General features: G+C 65.3%; 17 protein-coding genes and 1 tRNA gene. 9 read left to right on the top strand and 9 right to left on the bottom strand.

The window, feature by feature from the left end:
- Positions 1-59 precede the first annotated feature (59 nt).
- The 6 genes from AC3WXD_RS10065 to AC3WXD_RS10040 are packed head-to-tail and all read right to left on the bottom strand — an operon-like array spanning position 60 to position 7,518.
- Positions 60-1,454 (bottom strand): hypothetical protein, encoded by a 1,395-nt coding sequence (locus AC3WXD_RS10065; RefSeq protein WP_492323620.1) that lies wholly within the window; start codon positions 1,452-1,454, stop codon positions 60-62.
- Positions 1,451-1,708 carry a PAAR domain-containing protein gene (locus tag AC3WXD_RS10060; RefSeq protein ID WP_420993832.1) on the bottom strand — a complete coding sequence of 86 codons (258 nt, stop codon included), beginning with the start codon at positions 1,706-1,708 and terminating at the stop codon, positions 1,451-1,453. Before AC3WXD_RS10060 ends, AC3WXD_RS10065 begins: the two co-directional genes overlap by 4 nt.
- Positions 1,705-2,397, bottom strand: coding sequence for a T6SS immunity protein Tli3 family protein (locus AC3WXD_RS10055; RefSeq protein WP_492323619.1), 693 nt, complete (start codon positions 2,395-2,397; stop codon positions 1,705-1,707). The genes AC3WXD_RS10060 and AC3WXD_RS10055 overlap by 4 nt, the downstream gene beginning before the upstream one ends.
- Complete coding sequence (locus AC3WXD_RS10050) at positions 2,394-3,083, bottom strand: T6SS immunity protein Tli3 family protein (protein WP_492323618.1); 690 nt, start codon at positions 3,081-3,083, stop codon at positions 2,394-2,396. Before AC3WXD_RS10050 ends, AC3WXD_RS10055 begins: the two co-directional genes overlap by 4 nt.
- Entirely contained in the window at positions 3,083-5,026 is a 1,944-nt protein-coding gene (locus AC3WXD_RS10045; RefSeq protein ID WP_492323617.1) for a T6SS effector phospholipase Tle3 domain-containing protein, read from the bottom strand. Before AC3WXD_RS10045 ends, AC3WXD_RS10050 begins: the two co-directional genes overlap by 1 nt.
- A 2-nt stretch (positions 5,027-5,028) precedes the next feature.
- The gene (locus tag AC3WXD_RS10040; RefSeq protein ID WP_492323616.1) at positions 5,029-7,518 is read right to left on the bottom strand and encodes a type VI secretion system Vgr family protein; all 2,490 of its coding nucleotides are present in this window, start codon (positions 7,516-7,518) and stop codon (positions 5,029-5,031) included.
- Between the two features lie 79 nt (positions 7,519-7,597).
- On the opposite strand from AC3WXD_RS10040, the gene AC3WXD_RS10035 reads away from it, so the two are divergent.
- Positions 7,598-7,996, top strand: coding sequence for a hypothetical protein (locus tag AC3WXD_RS10035; protein ID WP_492323615.1), 399 nt, complete (start codon positions 7,598-7,600; stop codon positions 7,994-7,996).
- A gap of 214 nt (positions 7,997-8,210) precedes the next feature.
- Here AC3WXD_RS10035 and AC3WXD_RS10030 read toward each other — a convergent pair.
- From AC3WXD_RS10030 to AC3WXD_RS10020, 3 genes are all read right to left on the bottom strand, one after another.
- Positions 8,211-8,286: transfer RNA gene (locus AC3WXD_RS10030), tRNA-Met, on the bottom strand.
- Positions 8,287-8,393: 107 nt separating this feature from the next.
- The gene (locus AC3WXD_RS10025) at positions 8,394-9,146 is read right to left on the bottom strand and encodes an RES family NAD+ phosphorylase (protein WP_492323614.1); all 753 of its coding nucleotides are present in this window, start codon (positions 9,144-9,146) and stop codon (positions 8,394-8,396) included.
- Entirely contained in the window at positions 9,106-9,495 is a 390-nt protein-coding gene (locus AC3WXD_RS10020; protein ID WP_020201206.1) for an MbcA/ParS/Xre antitoxin family protein, read from the bottom strand. Before AC3WXD_RS10020 ends, AC3WXD_RS10025 begins: the two co-directional genes overlap by 41 nt.
- A 455-nt stretch (positions 9,496-9,950) precedes the next feature.
- Here AC3WXD_RS10020 and AC3WXD_RS10015 point away from each other — a divergent pair, with 455 nt between their 5' ends.
- The 8 genes from AC3WXD_RS10015 to AC3WXD_RS09980 all read left to right on the top strand — a co-directional run bounded on the left by AC3WXD_RS10015 (position 9,951) and on the right by AC3WXD_RS09980 (position 19,567).
- Positions 9,951-11,582, top strand: coding sequence for a benzoate-CoA ligase family protein (locus tag AC3WXD_RS10015; protein WP_492323613.1), 1,632 nt, complete (start codon positions 9,951-9,953; stop codon positions 11,580-11,582).
- A 46-nt stretch (positions 11,583-11,628) separates the two neighbouring features.
- Positions 11,629-12,444: an alpha/beta fold hydrolase gene (locus AC3WXD_RS10010; protein ID WP_059413089.1), complete on the top strand. Its 816-nt coding sequence runs from the start codon at positions 11,629-11,631 to the stop codon at positions 12,442-12,444.
- A 92-nt stretch (positions 12,445-12,536) separates the two neighbouring features.
- Positions 12,537-13,724 carry an ABC transporter substrate-binding protein gene (locus AC3WXD_RS10005; RefSeq protein ID WP_020201209.1) on the top strand — a complete coding sequence of 396 codons (1,188 nt, stop codon included), beginning with the start codon at positions 12,537-12,539 and terminating at the stop codon, positions 13,722-13,724.
- A gap of 161 nt (positions 13,725-13,885) precedes the next feature.
- On the top strand, positions 13,886-14,752 hold the full coding sequence (locus AC3WXD_RS10000; RefSeq protein ID WP_020201210.1) for a branched-chain amino acid ABC transporter permease: 867 nt from the start codon (positions 13,886-13,888) through the stop codon (positions 14,750-14,752).
- A gap of 4 nt (positions 14,753-14,756) precedes the next feature.
- Positions 14,757-15,794 carry a branched-chain amino acid ABC transporter permease gene (locus AC3WXD_RS09995; RefSeq protein ID WP_454731410.1) on the top strand — a complete coding sequence of 346 codons (1,038 nt, stop codon included), beginning with the start codon at positions 14,757-14,759 and terminating at the stop codon, positions 15,792-15,794.
- Positions 15,791-16,633 (top strand): ABC transporter ATP-binding protein, encoded by an 843-nt coding sequence (locus tag AC3WXD_RS09990; protein WP_454731411.1) that lies wholly within the window; start codon positions 15,791-15,793, stop codon positions 16,631-16,633. Before AC3WXD_RS09995 ends, AC3WXD_RS09990 begins: the two co-directional genes overlap by 4 nt.
- The gene (locus AC3WXD_RS09985; RefSeq protein ID WP_020201213.1) at positions 16,630-17,340 is read left to right on the top strand and encodes an ABC transporter ATP-binding protein; all 711 of its coding nucleotides are present in this window, start codon (positions 16,630-16,632) and stop codon (positions 17,338-17,340) included. The genes AC3WXD_RS09990 and AC3WXD_RS09985 overlap by 4 nt, the downstream gene beginning before the upstream one ends.
- Positions 17,341-17,668: 328 nt before the next feature.
- Complete coding sequence (locus AC3WXD_RS09980; RefSeq protein WP_020201214.1) at positions 17,669-19,567, top strand: potassium transporter Kup; 1,899 nt, start codon at positions 17,669-17,671, stop codon at positions 19,565-19,567.
- Positions 19,568-19,609: the final 42 nt, after the last annotated feature.

The raw sequence follows: 19,609 nt of genomic DNA, 5'->3' as shown, positions 1-19,609 counted from the left end.
GTCGATATGCCAGCCTCTTCTTCGTGCTTGCTCTATCGATGTCTTGTCTGCTTGGTGTGCTACCAAAAATACCTGTCTTCGAAGTCCTGGATCATCTGGCCCAGACTCAGTCCTTCCACGACAAGGCCGAGCACGATCAGCAACAGGGCAATCACCGGATAGACCCACCATGCCATGAACATATCCTCGGGCATCCCTTTGGCACACATGAAATCCAGCAGCCATCCGCCCCCGGAGAGGCCAAATATGGAGGCTACCCACGTTATCCCGGCATATGCTTGCGGGGGTGAGAGGGACAGGCCCGCGACCTCAGGTGCCACCACGTTCAGCGTCACGCCGAGTGGGTCCCGCGTGGCGATCAACTGTGAACCTTGCCCGTGATGGAGCATCTGCGCGGCCAGCACGGCGGGCAGCCAGTCGCTGGCGTGGCTCGCCTTCCCAAGGCAGCGGTCGATGTCCTGCAGGCCCAGGGTCAGCCCCGTATCCCTCACCGCCGTGGTCACCGCGTGCCGGGTCCGCTTTTCCAGCCGGCTGAACCAGAAATGCTTGAGGCGCTTGGGCGGGGTCTGCTCGGCGCGCAGCAACGTTGCCAGCGCCGTGTCGAGCGCATCGGTATCGACCGAGATCGGGCGATACAAGTAGGCCTGGGGCTTGAGCTTTCTTCGCGCCAGCCTATCCGGATGGCACAGCAGCAAGGCAAGCGCCAGTTCCGAGCAGTCCGGCGCTTCCTTCCCTTCGTGCAACTGGCAAGCCAGGACGAGCAGACTCCCGGATGGGATTCGGTCATCGGCCCACAGGAGGTTCATCGGCGCCGAATCGTTGCCGGAGACCCATGAGAGATTCGGCGGGGACATATCCAGCTTGCGCATGACCCGTTGCAGTTCGTCAAGATCGGCCTGCCGATCCGTTTGCAAGATGACGCGAAATTCGCCGGTCTGCTGCAATTGCCTGACCGTTTGCGCCAGCGGCCGGAGCATCAAGTCCAGGACGTAGGCCAATCGGGTCATGCCTGCGGGCACCGCCAGCTTCAGCGGCAGAATCTTGTCGGGGTTGGCCGGGGCACTGCCCTCCAGGCCGAGCATGCGTTCCGCGATGGCGTCCTCCGGAGCAAGCATCATGCTTGTCACGATGGCAAGGCGCGACCGCGCCCACCGGTGCCAGTAGTACCGACGCCGGTCGCATAGCCTGTTCCACTCGATGACCCTCGTCAGCGGTCTTTCAAACGAGAAGTAATGAAAGAAGCCGCCAACGATGATCGTGACGAACAGGGCTGGCATCAGCATGGCGAAGACGAAATCTGCCGTCGCTGTCGGCTTTCCTTTGGGCCATGCGGCGACCACAATCGCGGCGCTGATTGCCTGGATGACGATGTAGAAAATGATGTAGGGCCAAAAGCCGCCCCAAACGACTTCCGGCCGTTTTCTGGGCTCGGGATGGAACCACGGCGAAGTCATCCGATCTTGACTCCCGAGTAGCCCGGCAGGACGATACTGCCGCACTGTGAGCGGCAGCCTGTGACGACCAGCGGCCGGCCCTCGTCGGTCATACCCTCGCCACCTTCCATGAGCGGATTGTCGCCATGGATCGGGCAGGACACGATGTCGCCGACCAGGGCCGCGCGGCGTCCGTCCAGTACATAGGTCGATGAGGCGGTCTTGACCTTGCCGCCATGGCTGGTCGGGTCATCCAGCAGTGCAGGTTCTTTCATTGTTTGGCTGGCAGATTCTTGGGGCGGATGGAATCGTCACAGGACAGGTATTCCTGACCGGAAGGCGTGCGCAGGCCTTTGAGGTAGTCCGGGCGCCTGGAAGCGAGGAAACTATCTCCTCTCACGCTTGGCGGATACTCCTTTCGGAAATCGATTCCGGGGAAGAGCGGGTACTGATCAACGCCGTAGTCATCGACCGTATCACTTACCTTTCTCGCGACATAAATGCGATCTGACGTGGCTGCAACGATGTACTGGGCAGAATCCAGATAGGGATTTTGAGTATTGCTCATATACCACTCCCCCTGGAATGTACGGCCTCCGTCTGTGGAATAGGCAAACGAGACGCGACACCCTTTATCGGGGCATGCAAATTTCGGAGGTGTGGAATTCGGAATGACGATGTTCTGCCCGGTGGGGTCGGCGTTGATCAGCCGTCCGCGAAAGTTCTCTTTGTTTGCCCACCCCAGTTCGGTGCGAATACCTTGGTGAGTGTCGTTGTAGTACGTCGTGCCATGATGACAGTCGGAATAATTCTCCAACGAGAAAAAGCGGTGATCGTCGATCCGGTAGATGACTTGCGGCTGCACGTCGTAGTGCCGTTCAATCTCTGGCAGCTTCGCATTCTTTACAGCACACCCAGCGATCAATAGCATGGCGACGGCGCCCAGCAGTGCAGGTTCTTTCATTGTTTGGTTGGCAGATTTTTGGGGCGGATGGAATCGTCACAGGACAGGTATTCCTGACCGGAAGGCGTGCGCAGCCCTTTGAGGTAGTCTGGACGCTTGGACGCGAGGAAGCTGTCCCCTTTCACGCTGGGCGGGTATTCCTTTCGGAAATCGATGCCAGCGAAAAGCGGGAACTGATCGACGCCGTAGTCATTGACTGTATTACTCACCTTCCTCGCGATATAGATTCGATCTGTCGTAGCAGCCACAATATACTTGGCAGAATCCCGATATGGATTCCACGTATTGCGCATATACCATTCGCCCTTAAATGTACGGCCACCGTCCGTAGAATACCCAAACGAGACACGACATCCCTTATCGGGGCATGCGCGGTCGGGAGGTTCTGAATTCGGAATGACGATGTTCTGCCCTGTCAGATCGGCATTTATCAACCGCCCTTGGTAGTTCTCAACGCTATCGATCCCAAGCTCGGTTCGAATGCCCTGTCGCGTATCGTTGTAGTACGTCGTACCGTGGTGACAGTCCTTATAGTTCTCCAGCGAGATGAAGCGGTGCTCGTCGATCCGGTAGATCACCTGCGGTGGCACGTCGTAGTGCCGCTCAATCTCTGGCGGATTCACATTCTTTACAGCACACCCAGCGATCAAAAGTATGGCGGCAGTGCCGAGGATGTTTGTGCGCATCAGTGTCTCTCCCGCTTTTCTCGTTCGGCCTGTTCCCGTGCGATGGCGTCCAAGACCGTCTCTTTGTCGATATAGACTGTTGGCATGTCCGGCTTGAGCAATACATCTCTCTCGAAATAGGTATCAGTGCATTGCGTCCAGTCCGCGTCCATCATCAAGCCGCGCCAAAAGGCTCGGTCATCAAAGGATTCGCAGAATCCGATCGGCAGGTCATACGCAGCCACTCGGCTCATGAACTCCGGATTGGACGGCAGCGTGCTGTGGTCGGCGGGTTCGGCCTTGTAGTGCTTCAATCGATCCCGGGCCTCTTCCACGGTTTCCTTCGTTCTCACCCGGCGACCGTCGTTGTAGATGTCCTCGCCACGGTCCAGGTATTGCTCAGGCTCATAGATCGACTCAAAGTAGGGATAGTCCTTGTCAAGGTACTCACCGGTCCTCGGGGCAGTCGCGCCCATCTCATGGACCTTTGGGTTCTTGACTGATTCGTCAAAACCTTTCGTATCCTCGGCCGTCAGCGGATTCGGCACCTGCTCGGCGTTGATGGTCACCTTCTGGTTCGCGTGCGGCACGGCCCACAGCTTGACGGCGTTGAAGAACGGTCCCCGGTTGCCGTCCCAGAATTCCTTGGGGTGGTCCGGGTCATAGAGCCTGCCGCCTTTCATGTCGGGCAGGGTGCCGTACGGTTTCTGGCCGGGCGCATCGCCGCACGGCGTCAAGCGCGTCAGCATGCGCTGCTTGACCGTATCGCCAAGGGAGCCGATCAGCGCGTCGCCGAGGCCTTGCCAGCCGATGCTCTGGAGCGCAGTCATGCCCATCACGCGGTCGTGCGGACTGAAATAGACATAGAGGCGGCCATGGTTGTCACGTTCCTTGATCTCTGGCGTGATCTGGATATCCGGATGCCATCGCTTGCCGTCCGGGCCTTTCCCGACCGCCAGCAATTCCTTGAGGCGGTCGTCCAGCATGCGCCGGTCGTCCTTGATCCGGTTGACGATATTGCGGAACGTCCGGACACGCGCCCCGGCTGTGGGCCGGTCATTGCCGCACGCGGCAAAGTCCGTCGCCTTGTCATCCAGTGCGAACGGCGAGTTCATGACGAACAGGGCATCCGGGGCGCGTGTTTCGCATAAAGCGGTAGCCGCCATGGCAATCATCGTGCCCTGGCTGTGCGACATGAGCGTCACCGTGTCATGCGGATAGCTGTTGCGGATCTTGTCGATCAGGTTCGCCAGCCGCTTGGCGGCATGCGGGTAGTAGTCCCGCAGCGGGGCGTTCTGCAACTGACGTTCAGGCTCGGTGTTCAGTAACTCAAGGTCCACAACGCGTAGGATCGTTCGGTTGAACCCCTTGTGGCTCCACATCTGCTGAAGGTTGTTGGTGCCGTTCTGGAACGCGCCGCCGCCCCAGAACCACGGCCCAGCATCATTCTCGGTCCGCTTCTGGAAGTCCGTCCCCTTGAGGTTGCGCAGCGGCACCTTGTATTGGCCTTGGCCTTCGTCGGGCTCTCGGTAGCCCCAATAGAAGCGGATAACAGGCGAATTGCCCGGTTTAGTGGAATCGTATCGGCGTTCGTGCTTCTTCCCGGGCGGAGTCGGATCTTGATCGACATAGCTGTTTGGTATCAACTTGAAGTCGGTTTTCGTGAGCCCCAGGCGTTCGTTCAATCCGTCACACAGGGCCTCCTCAGCAGGGTCATACCACTCCCCCTCTGAGTTGACGCCATGCACGAAGATAATGATGCCCGGCATGTGCGGCGGAATCTGGGCTTCGGCACGCACGCGAAAGCTTGCGGGCGTCATGTACGATTCCCAGAACGGATTGCCATTCACGTCCCGTTGCATGGGCACCACTCGCGTGGCCTCTTTCCGCCAGTCTGGCTGCGGGGTCGCCGCTTCGTCGGAGGCGTTCACGCCGGCATTTTCGTTATTGCTGTTCGCGGTCATGTTCACAGGCCCGGTTTCACGCGCAGCAGTTGCATACCTTGCGCAATATCCTTGGCCAGCAGCGAGGTCTCACCACTGGCATTGGTCACGCCCTCGACAATCTCCCCGTTTGCCAGCTTCATCCGGTAGGCGCGATTGGCTGCCGGTTCGCCACTGACGGCATCGGTCAGGACGAATCGTTCATTGTTTGCCGTGTCCGTCTGGGCAAACTTCGGGCGCGGCAACGACAATGATCCCGGACCGGATTTCTGCACCTCGATGATCCTCAGGATCAGGTTGCCGGTGCCGCCGATCTCGACGTTGTCGCCCTGCACCTTCACGTAGGCGCTGCCCCCGCCATGCAGGACCACGCCGTTGGCCGCGTTGGCGATCAGCGTGCCGCTGGCGCTGGTCAGGTGCAAATTCTTGTCCGCGATCAAGTCCATGGCATCCGACTGGGCCTGTATCTGGACCTTGCCGCGCGCCGCGAAGAGCTTGATGCCCAGCTTGTGGGCGAACAGCGACAGGACGCCGCTGGCCGCCAAGACGACATTCTTCAGCGCGTTGACGTGGAAACCCGCCGAGGTGGCGACACCAACGTCCTTGCCTGCCGCAATCCCGACCCGTCCCGGCGTGGCCGCCGCGATGCCCGCTGGCGCGGACAGCACCATGACGGCCTGCTTCAGTTCCTTGACGCTGTCCCTGAGCCAGACGTTCTCGGCCTTCAGGTCGGCGATCTCGGCATTGGCGGTGCGCGCGGCCGCGGCCAGGCCCTGCGCCTGGGCCAAGGCGATCTCCAACTGGTTCAGGGCGGCGCTCGTATCGTTCTGCTTGCCGTTCGCCCGCTGCTGGAGGTCCGCCGACAACAGCAGGCCGCCACCGGCCCGTAACGCGCCTTGTGCGTCGGTACGCAACTCGAACCCCTCGCCGCGCTTTTGCCGCTTGCCGTTGACGATGTGGCCGAGGGTCAGTTGGCTCTTGCCCGAGTGCTCGGTGGACAGTTTGGCGTGCTCCTGGCCCTCCCAGTCTTCGATTTCCAGCTTGGTGTCGCTTTGCGTGCGGATGACATTGCGCGACAGCCAGCGATCCTGGCTGGTGATCAGGTCGGTGTGCTGGCTGTTGTGCTGCACGTGCGCGATATACGGCTTGTTCGGATTGCCGTCGCGGAAGGCCACGTCCACATACGTGCCGTCGACCAGCGGGAAATGGAAGCCCGTCTGGTTCGCCCCCGCGAACGGCTTGGCGAACGCGAGCGGCACGCTCTCGCCGCCGTTGGGCCATGCATCGAAGTCGAAGTCGAAACGGACGATGTAGCGGCCTTCCTGCGTGAGGTAGGCGTACTTGTACTGGCCGGGCGACGTGATGCGCGCGCTCAGGGTACCGGCGATACGCGGCCAGTTCGCCTCGTTCATCGGCAGACGATAGCGCCGGTCCGAGGGAATGGCCTGGTAGGTGTTGCGGTAGGCGGCATCGCGTCCGCCGCTGTGGATGACCTCGGTAATCACCTGTCCGTTGGGCGCATCGGGCAGTGCGCGGTCCAGGCGCAGGATGCGCGCCGGACACAGTGCCAGCACATTGCTCTCGCCCGCGTAGATCAGTTGCCCGGCATACTCCGCCTCATGGCGCAACTGCGCCTCCCACCGGGCCTCCCCGAAGTCCAGGTGGTGCGTGCCGTAGACGTAGGACTGGCCGTAGGTCGTCTTCTCCTTGCGGACGACGTTCGCCTCGCCAGTGGGACGCTCCCAGGCCTTGTCGGGGTTGTAGTCTGCGACGCGGAACGATTCCGGTATGGTCTTGGCGTGCGTCCTGAGCGAGAACACCGCTTCCCGGCCGGACTCCAGTCCGGCTGTCTCGCGGTAGGGCACCCGCAGTTCGGGCTGGTAAAGGTAATGGTCGATGTCGTCGCCGAACACCACCATCTCGCCGAACTCGCCGGGGGCGAAGTAGCAATACAGGCCTTCCTGCTCCATGAGCAGCCGGATATAGGACCAATCGTCCATCTGGTGCTGCATGCGAAAAGGGTGCTGCCTGTACGTGCGGCGTGTCTTGAAGGCGAACTGGTGGCCTTGCAGGCCGTGACGGCGCAGGATTGCCTCGATGATCTGCGGGGCGGTCTTCTGCTGATAGATGCGGCTGGCGCGTGTGAGCGACAGTCGCGCGACCAGCGGCTCGACCACGATCTCGTAGCCGTAGAAATCGCGGGTCTGCCGGGTCTGGCTGAAGTGGGTGATGCAGCCCGCAAACTTGCGTGGCTCAGTGCCGTCTGCGGGATCGATCAGGAAGGCCGCGGGCTTGCCCAGATAGTCCGCCCGTTCCAGTGCCAGCGGGTGTGTCAACTGGATGGTGACGCTGTAGGGGGAGCCCAGCCGTTCCACCACTTCGAACGACACCACGGACAGTGCGACGGCGTTTGCCGTGCCGGGCACTTCGAGAAAGTACGGCTGCCGTCCGGTAGTCAGTGCATTGAACGCGCGGGCGCCGATTGTCCTGACTTCGCTAAAACCTTCCGCCATCGGTGTTCACTCCGTTTTCGCCATGCCGTTACGCCTGGTGTGTCGTGCCAGGTTGGATAGCCGCCCTCGCAGTCCGCCGATGGCGGCTGTTTTGCGGGGCAATTTCTGCGCCCGCATGAAGGCATATCAATACGTATGGAATGGTACGGAAGTGACATCTAATGTGATATGGGACGTTTCCCAAAAAAAGCTCGAATTGATTGAAATCAGAATTAAGGAAATCGCAATTTACTCGAATTATTTCTATTGGCAGGTGTGGGCGGACGAACAAATTCCAGCGCGCGGGATATTCCGCTACGCCGTCGCAAATCATGCGCTACGGCGAGGAGACGCGAAAATGCACGCCACGGCTGGCCGTGGTCGAGAAAAATCTCTCGAATTTCGTGGAAGCGATGATGAGTTCGCCTGGGCACAGGTCAAAGCGGATGCTTTGCAGGCTGAGCAGCGGGAATTGAAAGCGGCGCGGGCCCATGTCTAGCGAAAGGCGGTGACTTCGTTCCCGGACTCACGCCAAGGTGACGCACTTGCGCGAACTGCTGAGGGAATTGTCAGTCGAGAGGATTGGGCTAGTCCGCGAGGCAGTCGCCCAACTGATCGGGTCGATTGTGCGGCAAGAGGGGGTATTTACGGGGTCTTTGGCGATCCCGTAGGCAAATGGCTAGCGATGTGAAATCTGCTACACATTTGGGATGTGGTTGCGGGGGCAGGACTTGAACCTGCGACCTTCGGGTTATGAGCCCGACGAGCTGCCAACTGCTCCACCCCGCGTCCGTCGAAGAAAAAGATTATAAGGCTATTCCTTTTGCATTGCAACACCCGATTCACAATTCCCTGCTAGGCGAGGCGGCGGCCCCGCCACGCGGACCCGACGGCGCTCAGTCCTGCGCGCCGTCCGCGGCGGGCGCCTGCCACGGCGCGGCGGGGAACTGGAAGCTGTCGCGCTGAAGCAGGTCGTCGCGCTGCCAGATCACGCGGTCGGGCCGCACCGTCAGCATCCAGGTGGTGGTGGTCAGCGGCTGCGGCTCGGCGAACGCGCGCGGCGTCAGCAGCGCGGCGCAGGGGGCGTGCTCGGGATCGCGCACCGAGCTGTAGCGGATCATGCCGAGGCCGGCCTCGCGCGCGGCGCGCGCCAGCGCATGGCAGGCATCGTAGTGGTCGGGGTCGGTCCAGCGGGCCGCGTGCTCGGACAGCGGCGGCGCGTCGAGCGCGATGCCGTCGGTGCGCACGCTGACCTGGAACAGCGTGTGCGGGCGCGCGTCGATGCGCGGCAGCGCCGGGCTGTCGCGCAGGAAGCGCCAGCGCCAATAGCCGAGCTCCGCGCACGCGGTGCGGACCTGCTCGGCGCCATAGAACACGCCCGGGTCCTGCGGGCCGCGAAAGCGCGAGCCCCACGACGAGGGCGGATAGCGGAACGGCGTGAACAGCAGGTAATGGAGATGGCGCGCCTCGGCCGGCACGGCGGGCTTGCCGGCGTCGAGCACGGCCTCCAGCACGGCCTGCTCCTCGAGGCTGTCGACCAGGGGCATGGTCGAGACCACGTGCTGCGCCTCCACCGCGCGCCAGAGCGTCAGCGCGAACGGCCGGCGCTCAGACGCGACCGCGGGTGGCATCCAGATAGTGGACGACACGTACCAGGCCCTCGGTTGTGCGGATCAGTTCGCCCGGCTTGCCGCCGAGCGCCAGGTTTTCGTTGGCCAGCCAGAGGCGGGCCTGGTCGCTGTGGCCGAGGATGGCGTCGAGCGAGCGGAACAGGCGCACGAACAGCACGCCGAACTCCCATTCCTTGCGATGCGCGTCGAGCACATAGCCGCCGGAGGCCATGCGCGACACCGAGGCCGTGCTGATGCCCAGCACGCTGGCCACGCCTGCCTGGCTGATGCCGAGAAAGCCGGCGGCGCGCATGACCGCCTTGGTCAGGGTGGTGCCGGGGTCGGGACCGCCGGCGGGATCGCGCTCGGGGAGTTGCCTGGTTTGCATCGCCTCGCTCCTGTTTCTTGAGAAACATTATAGGTGCCATGTTTCGCAAGGGAAGCACTAAAGCACACCTTTCGGGTATCTCCCATGCCCGCGTTGCCGGAGGTCTTTGCGGCCAAGGCGCGCACGGTCTGCCCGGATGTGCGCTTTCCATTCTTGCTTGTCTCGTGATATGCAAAATAATGCCTTTCGATGGGGCGGCTCTCCCGCGCGGGGTGCCCAAGGCATCCGGTCAAGCGGCAAAGGCAAGGCCGCTGCGATATGTCGGGGGCGGCGATGATAAGCGACGCATCGATCCTGCCATATAGTGCATTTCTCTGATTGCATAATGATTGATATGCAATAAAATGCATTGTCAAAAGAGGCAGACAAGCAGGCTGCCGACCAAGCACCAACCGGATGCCGCCACCCCGCCGCCCTTGCGCACAAGGCGGGGCACGGCTTGGAGGAGTGGAGACATGACGCCCCCAGTGGCCCCCCCGCAAGCGCCGGCCGGAGCGGCCGTGGCCGTGCTGCCGGCCCGCTACAACGCCGCCGCCGACCTGCTCGGCCGCAACCTCGCCGCCGGCCGCGGCGCCAAGACCGCCTATGTGGACGACGCCGGCGCGCTCGGCTACGCGGCGCTCGATGCGCGCTGCCGCCGCTTCGCCTCGGCGCTGCTGGCGTCCGGCATCCGCCCGGAGGAGCGCCTGCTGCTATGCGCGCTCGACACCGTCGATTTCCCCACGGCCTTTCTCGGCTGCCTGCTGGCTGGCGTGGTGCCGGTGGCGGTCAACACGCTGCTGACCGCCGACGACTACGCCTACATGCTGGAGCACAGCGGCGCGCGCGCCGTGGTGGTGTCGGCGCCGCTGGCGGCCGTGCTGCGCGAGGCCGCCGCCCGCGCGGGCACCGCGCCGGCCTTCATCCTCGCCGCGCCCGCGGATGGCGAAGCGGATGGCGAGGCGAGCGACGATACGGACAGTGTGGCCGCGATGGCGGCGCGGGGCGCGCCGCTGCCGCAGGCTGCCGCCACGCGGCCCGACGACATCGCCTTCTGGCTCTATTCGTCCGGCTCCACCGGCCGCCCCAAGGGCACCGTGCACACGCACGCCAACCTGTTCCATACCGCCGATCTCTACGCGCGCCAGATACTCGCGCTGCGCGAGGACGACGTGGTGTTCTCCGCGGCCAAGCTGTTCTTCGCCTACGGCCTGGGCAACGCGCTGACCTTCCCGCTGTCGGTCGGCGCCACCACCGTGCTGATGGCCGAGCGCCCCACGCCGCAGGCCGTGTTCCGCCGTCTTTGCGAGCAGCGCCCGACCGTGTTCTGCGGCGTGCCCACGCTCTACGCCGGCATGCTGGCGGCGGCCGAACTGCCGCCGCGCGCGCAGGTGTCGATGCGCGTGTGCACCTCGGCCGGTGAGGCGCTGCCGCGGGACATCGGCGAGCGCTACCGCGCGCATTTCGGCTGCGACATCCTCGACGGCATCGGCTCCACGGAGATGCTGCACATCTTCCTGTCGAACCGGCCCGGCGAGGTGCGCTACGGCACCACCGGCAAGCCGGTGCCGGGCTACGAGCTGAAGCTGCTCGACGAAGCCGGCCAGTCGTGCGCGCCCGGCGAGATCGGCGACCTGTTCATCAAGGGGCCGAGCGCGGCGCTGATGTACTGGGGCAACCGCGACAAGAGCCGCGACACCTTCGTGGGCGAGTGGACGCGCAGCGGCGACAAGTACCGGCAGGACGCCGACGGCTATTTCATCTACGCGGGGCGCAGCGACGACATGCTCAAGGTCGGCGGCATCTACGTCTCGCCGTTCGAGGTGGAGGCCGTGCTGGCCCAGCACCCGGCGATACTGGAGGCCGCGGTGATCGGCGTGAGCGATGCCGACGGGCTGGTCAAGCCCAAGGCCTTCGTGGTGCCGCGCCCGGGCCAGTCCTGGCACGATGGCATGGCGGCCGAGCTGCAGGCCTTCGTCAAGTCGCGGCTGGCGCCCTACAAATACCCGCGCCAGATCGAGTGCGTGGCGGAGCTGCCCAAGACCGCCACCGGCAAGATCCAGCGCTTCCGCCTGCGCCAGCGCGAGGAAGCCGGCGCGGCGGGCTGAACGCAGCGGATTGAAGACAACAGAACGGAAGCAGAGGCAAAGAGGCATGCAAAGCGAGTTGGTTGAGATTCCCTTCGACGGGCGCCGTATCCACATGGAAGTGCAGTGGCTCAGGCCGCAGCGCGAGGCGCGGCCGCTGCTGGTGTTCCTGCACGAGGGGCTGGGTTCGGTGAGCCTGTGGCGCGACTATCCCGCCGCGCTGTGCGAGGCCGGCGACTTCCGCGGACTGGTGCTGTCGCGCTACGGATATGGCCGCTCCACGCCGCGCCCGGCCGAGGAAAAATGGGGCGTCGATTTCATGCACCGGCAGGCGCGCGAAGCGCTGCCCGCGCTGTTCGACGCGCTCGACATCGGGCCCGGCCGCGGCCGCGGCGCGCCCTGGCTGTTCGGCCACAGCGACGGCGGCTCGATCGCGCTGATCTACGCGGCCAGCTTCCCGCAGGCGGTGGACGGCATCACCGTGCTGGCGCCGCACATCCTGGTCGAGGACGTCTCGGTCGAGAGCATCCGCGCCACGCGCGAGACCTACCTCAACACCGACCTGCGCGGCAAGCTCGCGCGCCATCACGACGACGTGGACTCCGCCTTCTGGGGCTGGAACGACATCTGGCTCGATCCCGCCTTCCGCGCCTTCGACCTGCGCCCGCTGCTGCCGCAGCTGCGCTGCCCGGTGCTGGCGGTGCAGGGCGAGGACGACGAGTACGGGACCATGATGCAGATCGAGGGTATCCATCGATATGCGCCGCAAACCGTCCTGCTTAAACTCGCGCGGTGCGCACACTCCCCGCACCGCGACCAGCCGGGACCGTTGACGGAGGCGGCGGTCCGGTTTATAACGGCACATACTTCATACCTAAAATAATTTCGCGCCCTGCGCGCCGGCCCGCGGCAACCCCGCCGTCCGGCGATGCCAGCCACGGCGACGGAAATCGGCTTGACCACCAGGAGACGTCCATGCATCGCTTCACAGCGCGCGGGCTGGCCCCCGCTTGCCTTGCCATCGCCGCATCTTTCGCCGCATCCTTTGCCTGCACCGCCGCCGCCCAGGGCAGCGGCAAGATCAAGGTCGGCTTCATGCTGCCTTACACCGGCACCTACGCCTCGCTCGGCAACGCCATCGAGAACGGCTTCAGGATGTACGTGCAGGAGCAGGGCGGCAGGCTCGGCGGGCGCGAGATCGAATACTTCAAGGTGGACGACGAATCCGATCCGGCCAAGGCGCCCGAGAACGCCAGCAAGCTGATCAAGCGCGACCAGGTCGACGTGGTGGTGGGCACGGTCCATTCGGGCGTGCAGATGGGCATCGTCAAGGTGGCCAAGGAAAACAACACGCTGCTGATCATCCCCAACGCGGGCGTGGACGAAGCCACCGGGCCGCTGTGCGGGCCGAACATCTTCCGCTCCTCGTTCTCGAACTGGCAGCCCGGCTACGCGATGGGCCACGTGCTGGCCGAGCGCGGCATGAAGCGCGTGGTCACGCTGACGTGGAAATACGCGGCCGGCGAGCAGTCGGTCAAGGGCTTCAAGGAAGCCTTCGAGGCCAAGGGCGGCAAGGTGGTGAAGGAACTGAGCCTGCCGTTCCCCAACGTCGAGTTCCAGGCGCTCATCACCGAGGTGGCGTCGATCAAGCCGGACGCCGTGTTCGTGTTCTTCGCCGGCGGCGGCGCCGTGAAGTTCGTCAAGGACTGGGCCGCGGCGGGCCTCAAGGAAAAGATCCCGCTCTACGCCTCGGGCTTCCTCACCGACGGCACGCTGGAGGCGCAGGGCGCGGCCGCGCAGGGCCTGGAAACCACGCTGCACTATGCCGACGGCCTGGCCAACCCGCGCGACCAGAGCTTCCGCCTGGGCTACGCCAAGACCTACAAGCTGCAGCCGGACGTGTACGCCGTGCAGGGCTACGACGCGGCCCAGCTGCTGGCCGCCGGCGCCAGCGCGGTCAAGGGCGACATGACCAGGAAGGCCGAAGTGGTCAAGGCGATGGAGCTGACCCGGGTGGACAGCCCGCGCGGCTCGTTCACGCTGTCGAAGGCGCACAACCCGGTGCAGGACTTCTACCTGCGCAAGGTCGACGGCCGCGAGAACAAGGTCGGTGGCATCGCCGTCAAGGCGCTGGCCGACCCGGCGCGCGGCTGCCGGATCTGAGCGCCCGGGCCGCGGCGCCGCGCTTTCCGCATCTGCGCGTCTTTCGCGCCAGCCGCGGGCGCGGCGGCCCGGTCCGGGTCCGGCCTGCTTCGCGCGTTCCGTCTTCCCGCGGTCCTTCTTCCCGCCTTCCTCGTTTCGCAACCGGGCTGCCGCCTTGCCGCATGGACATCGTTTCCTTCTTCATACAGTGCCTTAACAGCATCCAGTACGGCTTGCTGCTGTTCCTCGTGGCCAGCGGCCTGACCCTGATCTTCGGCATCATGGGCGTGATCAACCTCGCCCACGGCAGCTTCTACATGCTGGGCGCCTACCTGGCCTTCACGCTGGCCGGGCTGACCGGCAGCCTGCTGACCGCCATCCCGCTCGGCATCGTGCTGGCGGTGGCGTTCGGCTATGTGCTGGAGTGGGCGTTCTTCAGCTATCTCTACCAGCGCGAGCATCTGCAGCAGGTGCTGATGACCTACGGCCTGATCCTGGTCTTCGAGGAAATGCGCAGCATCCTGGTGGGCGACGACGTGCATGGCGTGACGGTGCCGCCGTTCCTCGACTGGGCGCTGCCGATCGGCAACGAGATGACCTACCCGGTCTACCGCCTGTTCATCTCGGCGGTGTGCCTGCTGGTGGCCGCGGCCATGTACGTGGTGATCCGCCGCACGCGGCTGGGCATGATGATCCGCGCCGGCGCCACCAACCGCGAGATGGTGCAGTCGCTCGGCATCAACGTGACGGTGCTGTACCGCTTCGTGTTCGCGCTCGGCGTGGCGCTGGCGGTGCTGGCCGGCATGATCGCGGCGCCCGTGTCGTCGGTCTACCCGGGCATGGGCGGGCAGGTGCTGATCGTGTGCTTCGTGGTGGTGGTGATCGGCGGCATCGGCTCGGTCAAGGGCGCCCTGGTGGCGTCGCTGCTGCTGGGATTCGTCGACACCTTCGGCAAGGTGTTCTGGCAGGAGGCCTCGGGCGTGCTGGTCTACCTGCTGATGGCACTCATCCTGCTCTGGAAACCCCAGGGCTTGTTCAAGGCGGGGTAGGCATATGCCGGGCGACATCAATGCACTGGAGGGCGCGCCGCGCCTGCGCGCGGGCGCGGCGCCGTGGCGCGGCGGCCTGGGCTGGCTGGCGCTGTTCGCGCTGCTGGCCGCGCTGCCGCTGCTGCTGGGCGAGCAGGGGCAGCGCTTCTATATCGAGCTGCTCAGCAAGGTCATGATCATGGCCATCTTCGCGCTGTCGCTGCAACTGCTGATCGGCTATGCCGGGCTGGTCAGCCTGGGGCACGCGGCCTATTTCGCGGTGGCGGCCTATGCCACCGCGATGCTGGCGCCGCAGGCCGGGCCCGGCAACGGCTGGCTGCTGCTGCTCGGCGCGCTCGCCGCGGCGGCGGCGCTGGCGCTGGTGGTGGGCGCGCTGGTGCTGCGCGCGCGCGGCGTGTATTTCATCATGGTCACGCTGGCGTTCGCGCAGATGGTGTTCTTCGTGTTCCACGACACCAGGATCGCGGGCGGCAGCGACGGCACCTATATCTATTTCCGGCCGGAATTCGACCTGCTCGGCGCGCGCCCGTTCGACGTCAACGACGTCGCGCATTTCTACTGGCTGGTGCTCGGCGCGCTGGTGCTCACCGTGGCGGGCCTGGCGCTGGTGCTGCGCTCGCGCTTCGGCCACGCGCTGGTGGGCATCCGCCACAACGAGCAGCGCATGCGCGCGGCGGGCTACGCCACCTACCGCTACCAGCTCGGCGCGTTCGTGGTGGCCGGCACCTTCGCCGGGCTGGCGGGCTATCTGTATGCGATCCAGTATGGCTTCGTCAATCCGGAGATCGCGTCCTGGCACCAGTCCGGCAATGCCATGCTGATGGTGATCCTGGGCGGCGCCGGCAGCCTGGCCGGCGCCGTGCTGGGCGCCTTTTCCTTCGTGCTGCTGGCGGAGTGGTTCAGCACGCTGACCCGGCACTGGCAGTTGCTGATGGGCGGCTTCATCATCGTGGCGGTGGCGCTGCTGCCGCACGGGCTGGTCAGCCTGGCGCGCGTGCTGGCGCTGCCGCGGGCGCGCCGCGGACAAGGAGAATCGCGATGAACGCACCGGTCCTGTCGGCGCGCAGGCTGACGCGCCGCTTCGGCGGCCTTACCGCGGTGGGCGAGGTGGACATCGACCTCGCCTTGCATGAGATCCACGCCGTGATCGGCACCAACGGCGCGGGCAAGTCCACGCTGATCAACATGCTGTCGGGCGAATTGCCGCCGTCCGCGGGCTTGCTGCAATTGCAGGGGCGCGACGTGACCGGCTGGGCGCAGCCGCGGCTGGCGCGCGCGGGCATCGGCCGCAGCTACCAGCGCAACAACATCTTCCTGCCGCTGACGGTGCGCGAGAACTGCCGCCTGGCGGCGCAGTCGCGCGCCCAGCGCGCGTGGCGGCTGTGGGAGGGCGCGCAGCGCTGCCGCACCAGCCGCGCGCTCGGCGACGAGGCGCTGGAATGCGCGGGCCTGGCCGCGTGCGCCGACACCGTGGCCACCGCGCTGTCGCACGGGCAGAAGCGGCAGCTCGAAGTCGCCATGTGCCTGGCCACCCAGCCAACCGTGCTGCTGCTCGACGAGCCGCTGGCCGGCATGGGCGCGGAGGAGTCGGCGCGCATGCTGGCGCTGCTGCGCTCGCTGCGCGACGGCCATGCGGTGCTGCTGGTGGAGCACGACATGGAAGCGGTGTTCTCGGTGGCGGACCGCATCACGGTGATGGTCAACGGCACCGTGATCGCCTCGGGCGATCCCGCGTCGATCCGCCTCAACCGCGAGGTGCGGCAGGCATACCTGGGGGAAGAGGACGCGGAAGGGGACGCGGAAGAGGGTGGGCACGGGAGCGCCGGAGGCATCCATGAAGGCGGGCCACGCCGCGGCGCGGGCCGGGAGCAGGCGGCATGAGCGAGATCATCGCGGCCACGGACGTGCACGCCTGGTATGGCAGCAGCCATGTGCTGCGCGGCATCGACTTCCGCGTCGGGCGGGGCGAGACGGTGGGCCTGCTGGGCCGCAACGGCATGGGCAAGAGCACGCTGCTGCGGACCCTGCTCGGGCACGTGCGGCAGCGCCAGGGCGCCATCTTCGCCGCCGGGCGCGAAGTCTCGCGCGCGCAGCCGCACGAGGTGGCGCGCCTGGGCGTGGCCTACGTGCCCGAAGGGCGCGGCATCTTTCCCAATCTGTCGGTGCGCGAGAACCTCGTGATGGCGGCGCGCAAGGGGCCGTCCGGGCGGCAGGACTGGGACGAGGCGAGGGTGCTGGACCTGTTCCCCCGCCTCAAGGAGCGCCTCGGCCACGGCGGCCAGCAGTTGTCCGGCGGCGAGCAGCAGATGCTGTCGATCGGGCGCGCGCTGATGACCAACCCCGACTGCCTGATCCTGGACGAGGCCACCGAGGGGCTGGCGCCGCGCATCGTGGCGGAGATCTGGCGGGTGATCGCCACCGTGCGCGCCACCGGCATCGCCTCAGTGGTGGTGGACCGCAACTACCGCGCCGTGCTGGCCAACGCCGACCGCGTGGTGGTGCTGGAAAAAGGGCTGGTCGTGATGGACGGGCCCGCGGCCGTGCTGGCCGCCCAGCCCGGCGCGCTGGATCGTTATCTCGGCGTTTGATTGTGATCCATGAGCCATTCCGTGTGGCGGTGCGGCAACGCAGCCCGCGCGCGGCCGCGCCGGGATTCGGCGGGCCGGCGCGCGCAAGCGCTTGACCGGGCGGGACTTCGCTCGCATGCTTGCCCGGTCACCAGCACCAGGCAGGTTCTGCAAGGCAGGATGCTCCCCAGTGGTCGTCACCCGGCACTTCATCTAGAATGGCGCGCGTTTGTGCAATGCAATAGCGCGAGCGGCCCGCTTTTGCCCGTTTTGCTTGTCCCGACCGTCCCGGCCCCCTGGCCCGGGCGTCCGGCGCGTTGCGCGAGCCTTTCAAACCAGACCCCTATCCATGACCCAGACCGCAACCAGTCATTATTTCGTCGAAAGTCCCAGCAAGCATGCACTGGTGATCGGCGCGATCGGCGTCGTCTTCGGCGATATCGGTACCAGCCCCCTGTATTCGCTCAAGGAGTGCTTCAGCACCGAGCATGGCATTCCGTTCAGCAGCGACGCGGTGCTGGGCATCATCTCGCTGCTGTTCTGGGCCATGACCATCGTGGTGTCCATCAAGTACGTGATGTTCGTCATGCGGGCCGACAATGATGGCGAAGGCGGCGTGCTGGCCCTGATGGCGCTGGCCCTGCGCACCGCCTCGCCGCGCTCGCGCACCGCCAAGATGCTGATGATGCTGGGCATCTTCGGCGCGTGCATGTTCTACGGCGACGCGGTCATCACGCCCGCCATCTCGGTGCTCTCCGCCGTGGAAGGGCTGGAGATCGCCGCGCCCGGCCTGTCGCATTTCGTGATTCCGATCACCCTGGTGATCCTGGTGGCGCTGTTCATGATCCAGCGCAGCGGCACCAGCGCGGTGGGCAAGCTGTTCGGCCCGATCATGATCGTCTGGTTCCTGGCCCTGGGCGCGCTCGGCGTGTACAACCTGGCGGGTGTGCCGTCGGTGCTGCTGGCGGTCAATCCGCTCTACGGCGTGCGCTTCCTGACCGAGCATTCGCTGCAGGCCTTCATCGTGCTGGGCTCGGTGTTCCTGGTGCTGACCGGCGCCGAGGCGCTGTACGTGGACATGGGCCATTTCGGCCGGCGCCCGATCCGCTTCGCCTGGTTCGTGCTGGTGATGCCCTGCCTGATGCTGAACTACTTCGGCCAGGGCGCGATGCTGCTGCGTAACCCCGAGGCGATCAGCAACCCGTTCTACCTGATGGTGCCGCAGGCGCTGCTGCTGCCGATGGTGCTGCTGGCCACCTGCGCCACCGTGATCGCCTCGCAGGCGGTGATCTCGGGCGCGTTCTCGCTGACCAGCCAGGCGATCCAGCTCGGCTTCGTGCCGCGCATGCGCATCCGCTACACCTCGGCCGCCGAGATCGGCCAGATCTACCTGCCGGTGATCAACTGGATCCTGCTGGTGCTGGTGGTGGCGGTGGTGGTGGCCTTCAAGAAATCCGACAACCTGGCGGCCGCCTACGGCATCGCCGTGACCACCACGATGGTGATCACCACCTTCCTGGCGGCGGTGGTGATGCGCAACGTCTGGAAGTGGAACCCGGTGCTGGTCACGCTGATCGGCGTGAGCTTCCTGCTGGTCGACCTGGCCTTCTTCTCCGCCAACCTGCTCAAGGTCGCCGAAGGCGGCTGGTTCCCGCTGCTGATGGGCGGCACCGCGTTCTTCCTGCTGATGACCTGGCACAGCGGCCGCAAGCTGCTGCGCGCCCGCAGCCTGGAAGACGGCATCCCGCTCGAGCCGTTCATCGGCGGCCTGCTGGCGCACCCGCCCCATCGCGTCGAGGGCACCGCGGTGTTCCTGACCGGCAATACCGAATCGGTGCCGGTATCGCTGCTGCACAACCTCAAGCACAACCGCGTGCTGCACGAGCGCGTGGTCTTCCTGAGCTTCGTCACGCGCGACGTGCCCTACGTGGACGACGACCACCGCCTGACCTGCAAGGACCTCGGCGGCGGCGTGTTCATCCTCAAGTCCGAATACGGTTTCAAGGAAACGCCCGACGTGCAGCGCGTGCTGGACCTCGCGCAGCGCAAGCTCGGCATGGCCTTCGAGCTGATGGAGACCTCGTTCTTCATCGCCCGCGAATCGGTGATCCCGTCCAAGCTGCCGGGCATGTCGATGTGGCGCGAAAGCCTGTTCGCGTGGATGCATCAGAACGGCGCCAAGCCCTCGGACTTCTTCCAGATCCCCGCCAACCGCGTGGTGGAGCTGGGCACGAAGGTGGAGATCTGATCGTTGCTGTGGCCCGGGGGCTACGGGATATCGTGAAAACGG

The sequence above is a fragment of the Cupriavidus sp. FW216-B1 genome, assembly GCF_058789195.1.
The sequence above is the reverse complement of the archived record's forward strand: the minus strand, read 5'-3'. Positions and strand labels throughout refer to the sequence as shown.

Coding starts and splice junctions, on each gene's coding strand:
- AC3WXD_RS10055 (WP_492323619.1), bottom strand. CDS start 2,397: ATGAAAGAACCTGCACTGCTGGGCGCCGTCGCCATGCTATTGATCGCT.
- AC3WXD_RS10000 (WP_020201210.1), top strand. CDS start 13,886: ATGGACATCGTTTCCTTCTTCATACAGTGCCTTAACAGCATCCAGTAC.
- AC3WXD_RS10010 (WP_059413089.1), top strand. CDS start 11,629: ATGCAAAGCGAGTTGGTTGAGATTCCCTTCGACGGGCGCCGTATCCAC.
- AC3WXD_RS10005 (WP_020201209.1), top strand. CDS start 12,537: ATGCATCGCTTCACAGCGCGCGGGCTGGCCCCCGCTTGCCTTGCCATC.
- AC3WXD_RS10015 (WP_492323613.1), top strand. CDS start 9,951: ATGACGCCCCCAGTGGCCCCCCCGCAAGCGCCGGCCGGAGCGGCCGTG.
- AC3WXD_RS10040 (WP_492323616.1), bottom strand. CDS start 7,518: ATGGCGGAAGGTTTTAGCGAAGTCAGGACAATCGGCGCCCGCGCGTTC.
- AC3WXD_RS10045 (WP_492323617.1), bottom strand. CDS start 5,026: ATGACCGCGAACAGCAATAACGAAAATGCCGGCGTGAACGCCTCCGAC.
- AC3WXD_RS09995 (WP_454731410.1), top strand. CDS start 14,757: ATGCCGGGCGACATCAATGCACTGGAGGGCGCGCCGCGCCTGCGCGCG.
- AC3WXD_RS09990 (WP_454731411.1), top strand. CDS start 15,791: ATGAACGCACCGGTCCTGTCGGCGCGCAGGCTGACGCGCCGCTTCGGC.
- AC3WXD_RS10060 (WP_420993832.1), bottom strand. CDS start 1,708: ATGAAAGAACCTGCACTGCTGGATGACCCGACCAGCCATGGCGGCAAG.
- AC3WXD_RS10035 (WP_492323615.1), top strand. CDS start 7,598: ATGGCGGCTGTTTTGCGGGGCAATTTCTGCGCCCGCATGAAGGCATAT.
- AC3WXD_RS10050 (WP_492323618.1), bottom strand. CDS start 3,083: ATGCGCACAAACATCCTCGGCACTGCCGCCATACTTTTGATCGCTGGG.
- AC3WXD_RS10020 (WP_020201206.1), bottom strand. CDS start 9,495: ATGCAAACCAGGCAACTCCCCGAGCGCGATCCCGCCGGCGGTCCCGAC.
- AC3WXD_RS10065 (WP_492323620.1), bottom strand. CDS start 1,454: ATGACTTCGCCGTGGTTCCATCCCGAGCCCAGAAAACGGCCGGAAGTC.
- AC3WXD_RS09980 (WP_020201214.1), top strand. CDS start 17,669: ATGACCCAGACCGCAACCAGTCATTATTTCGTCGAAAGTCCCAGCAAG.
- AC3WXD_RS09985 (WP_020201213.1), top strand. CDS start 16,630: ATGAGCGAGATCATCGCGGCCACGGACGTGCACGCCTGGTATGGCAGC.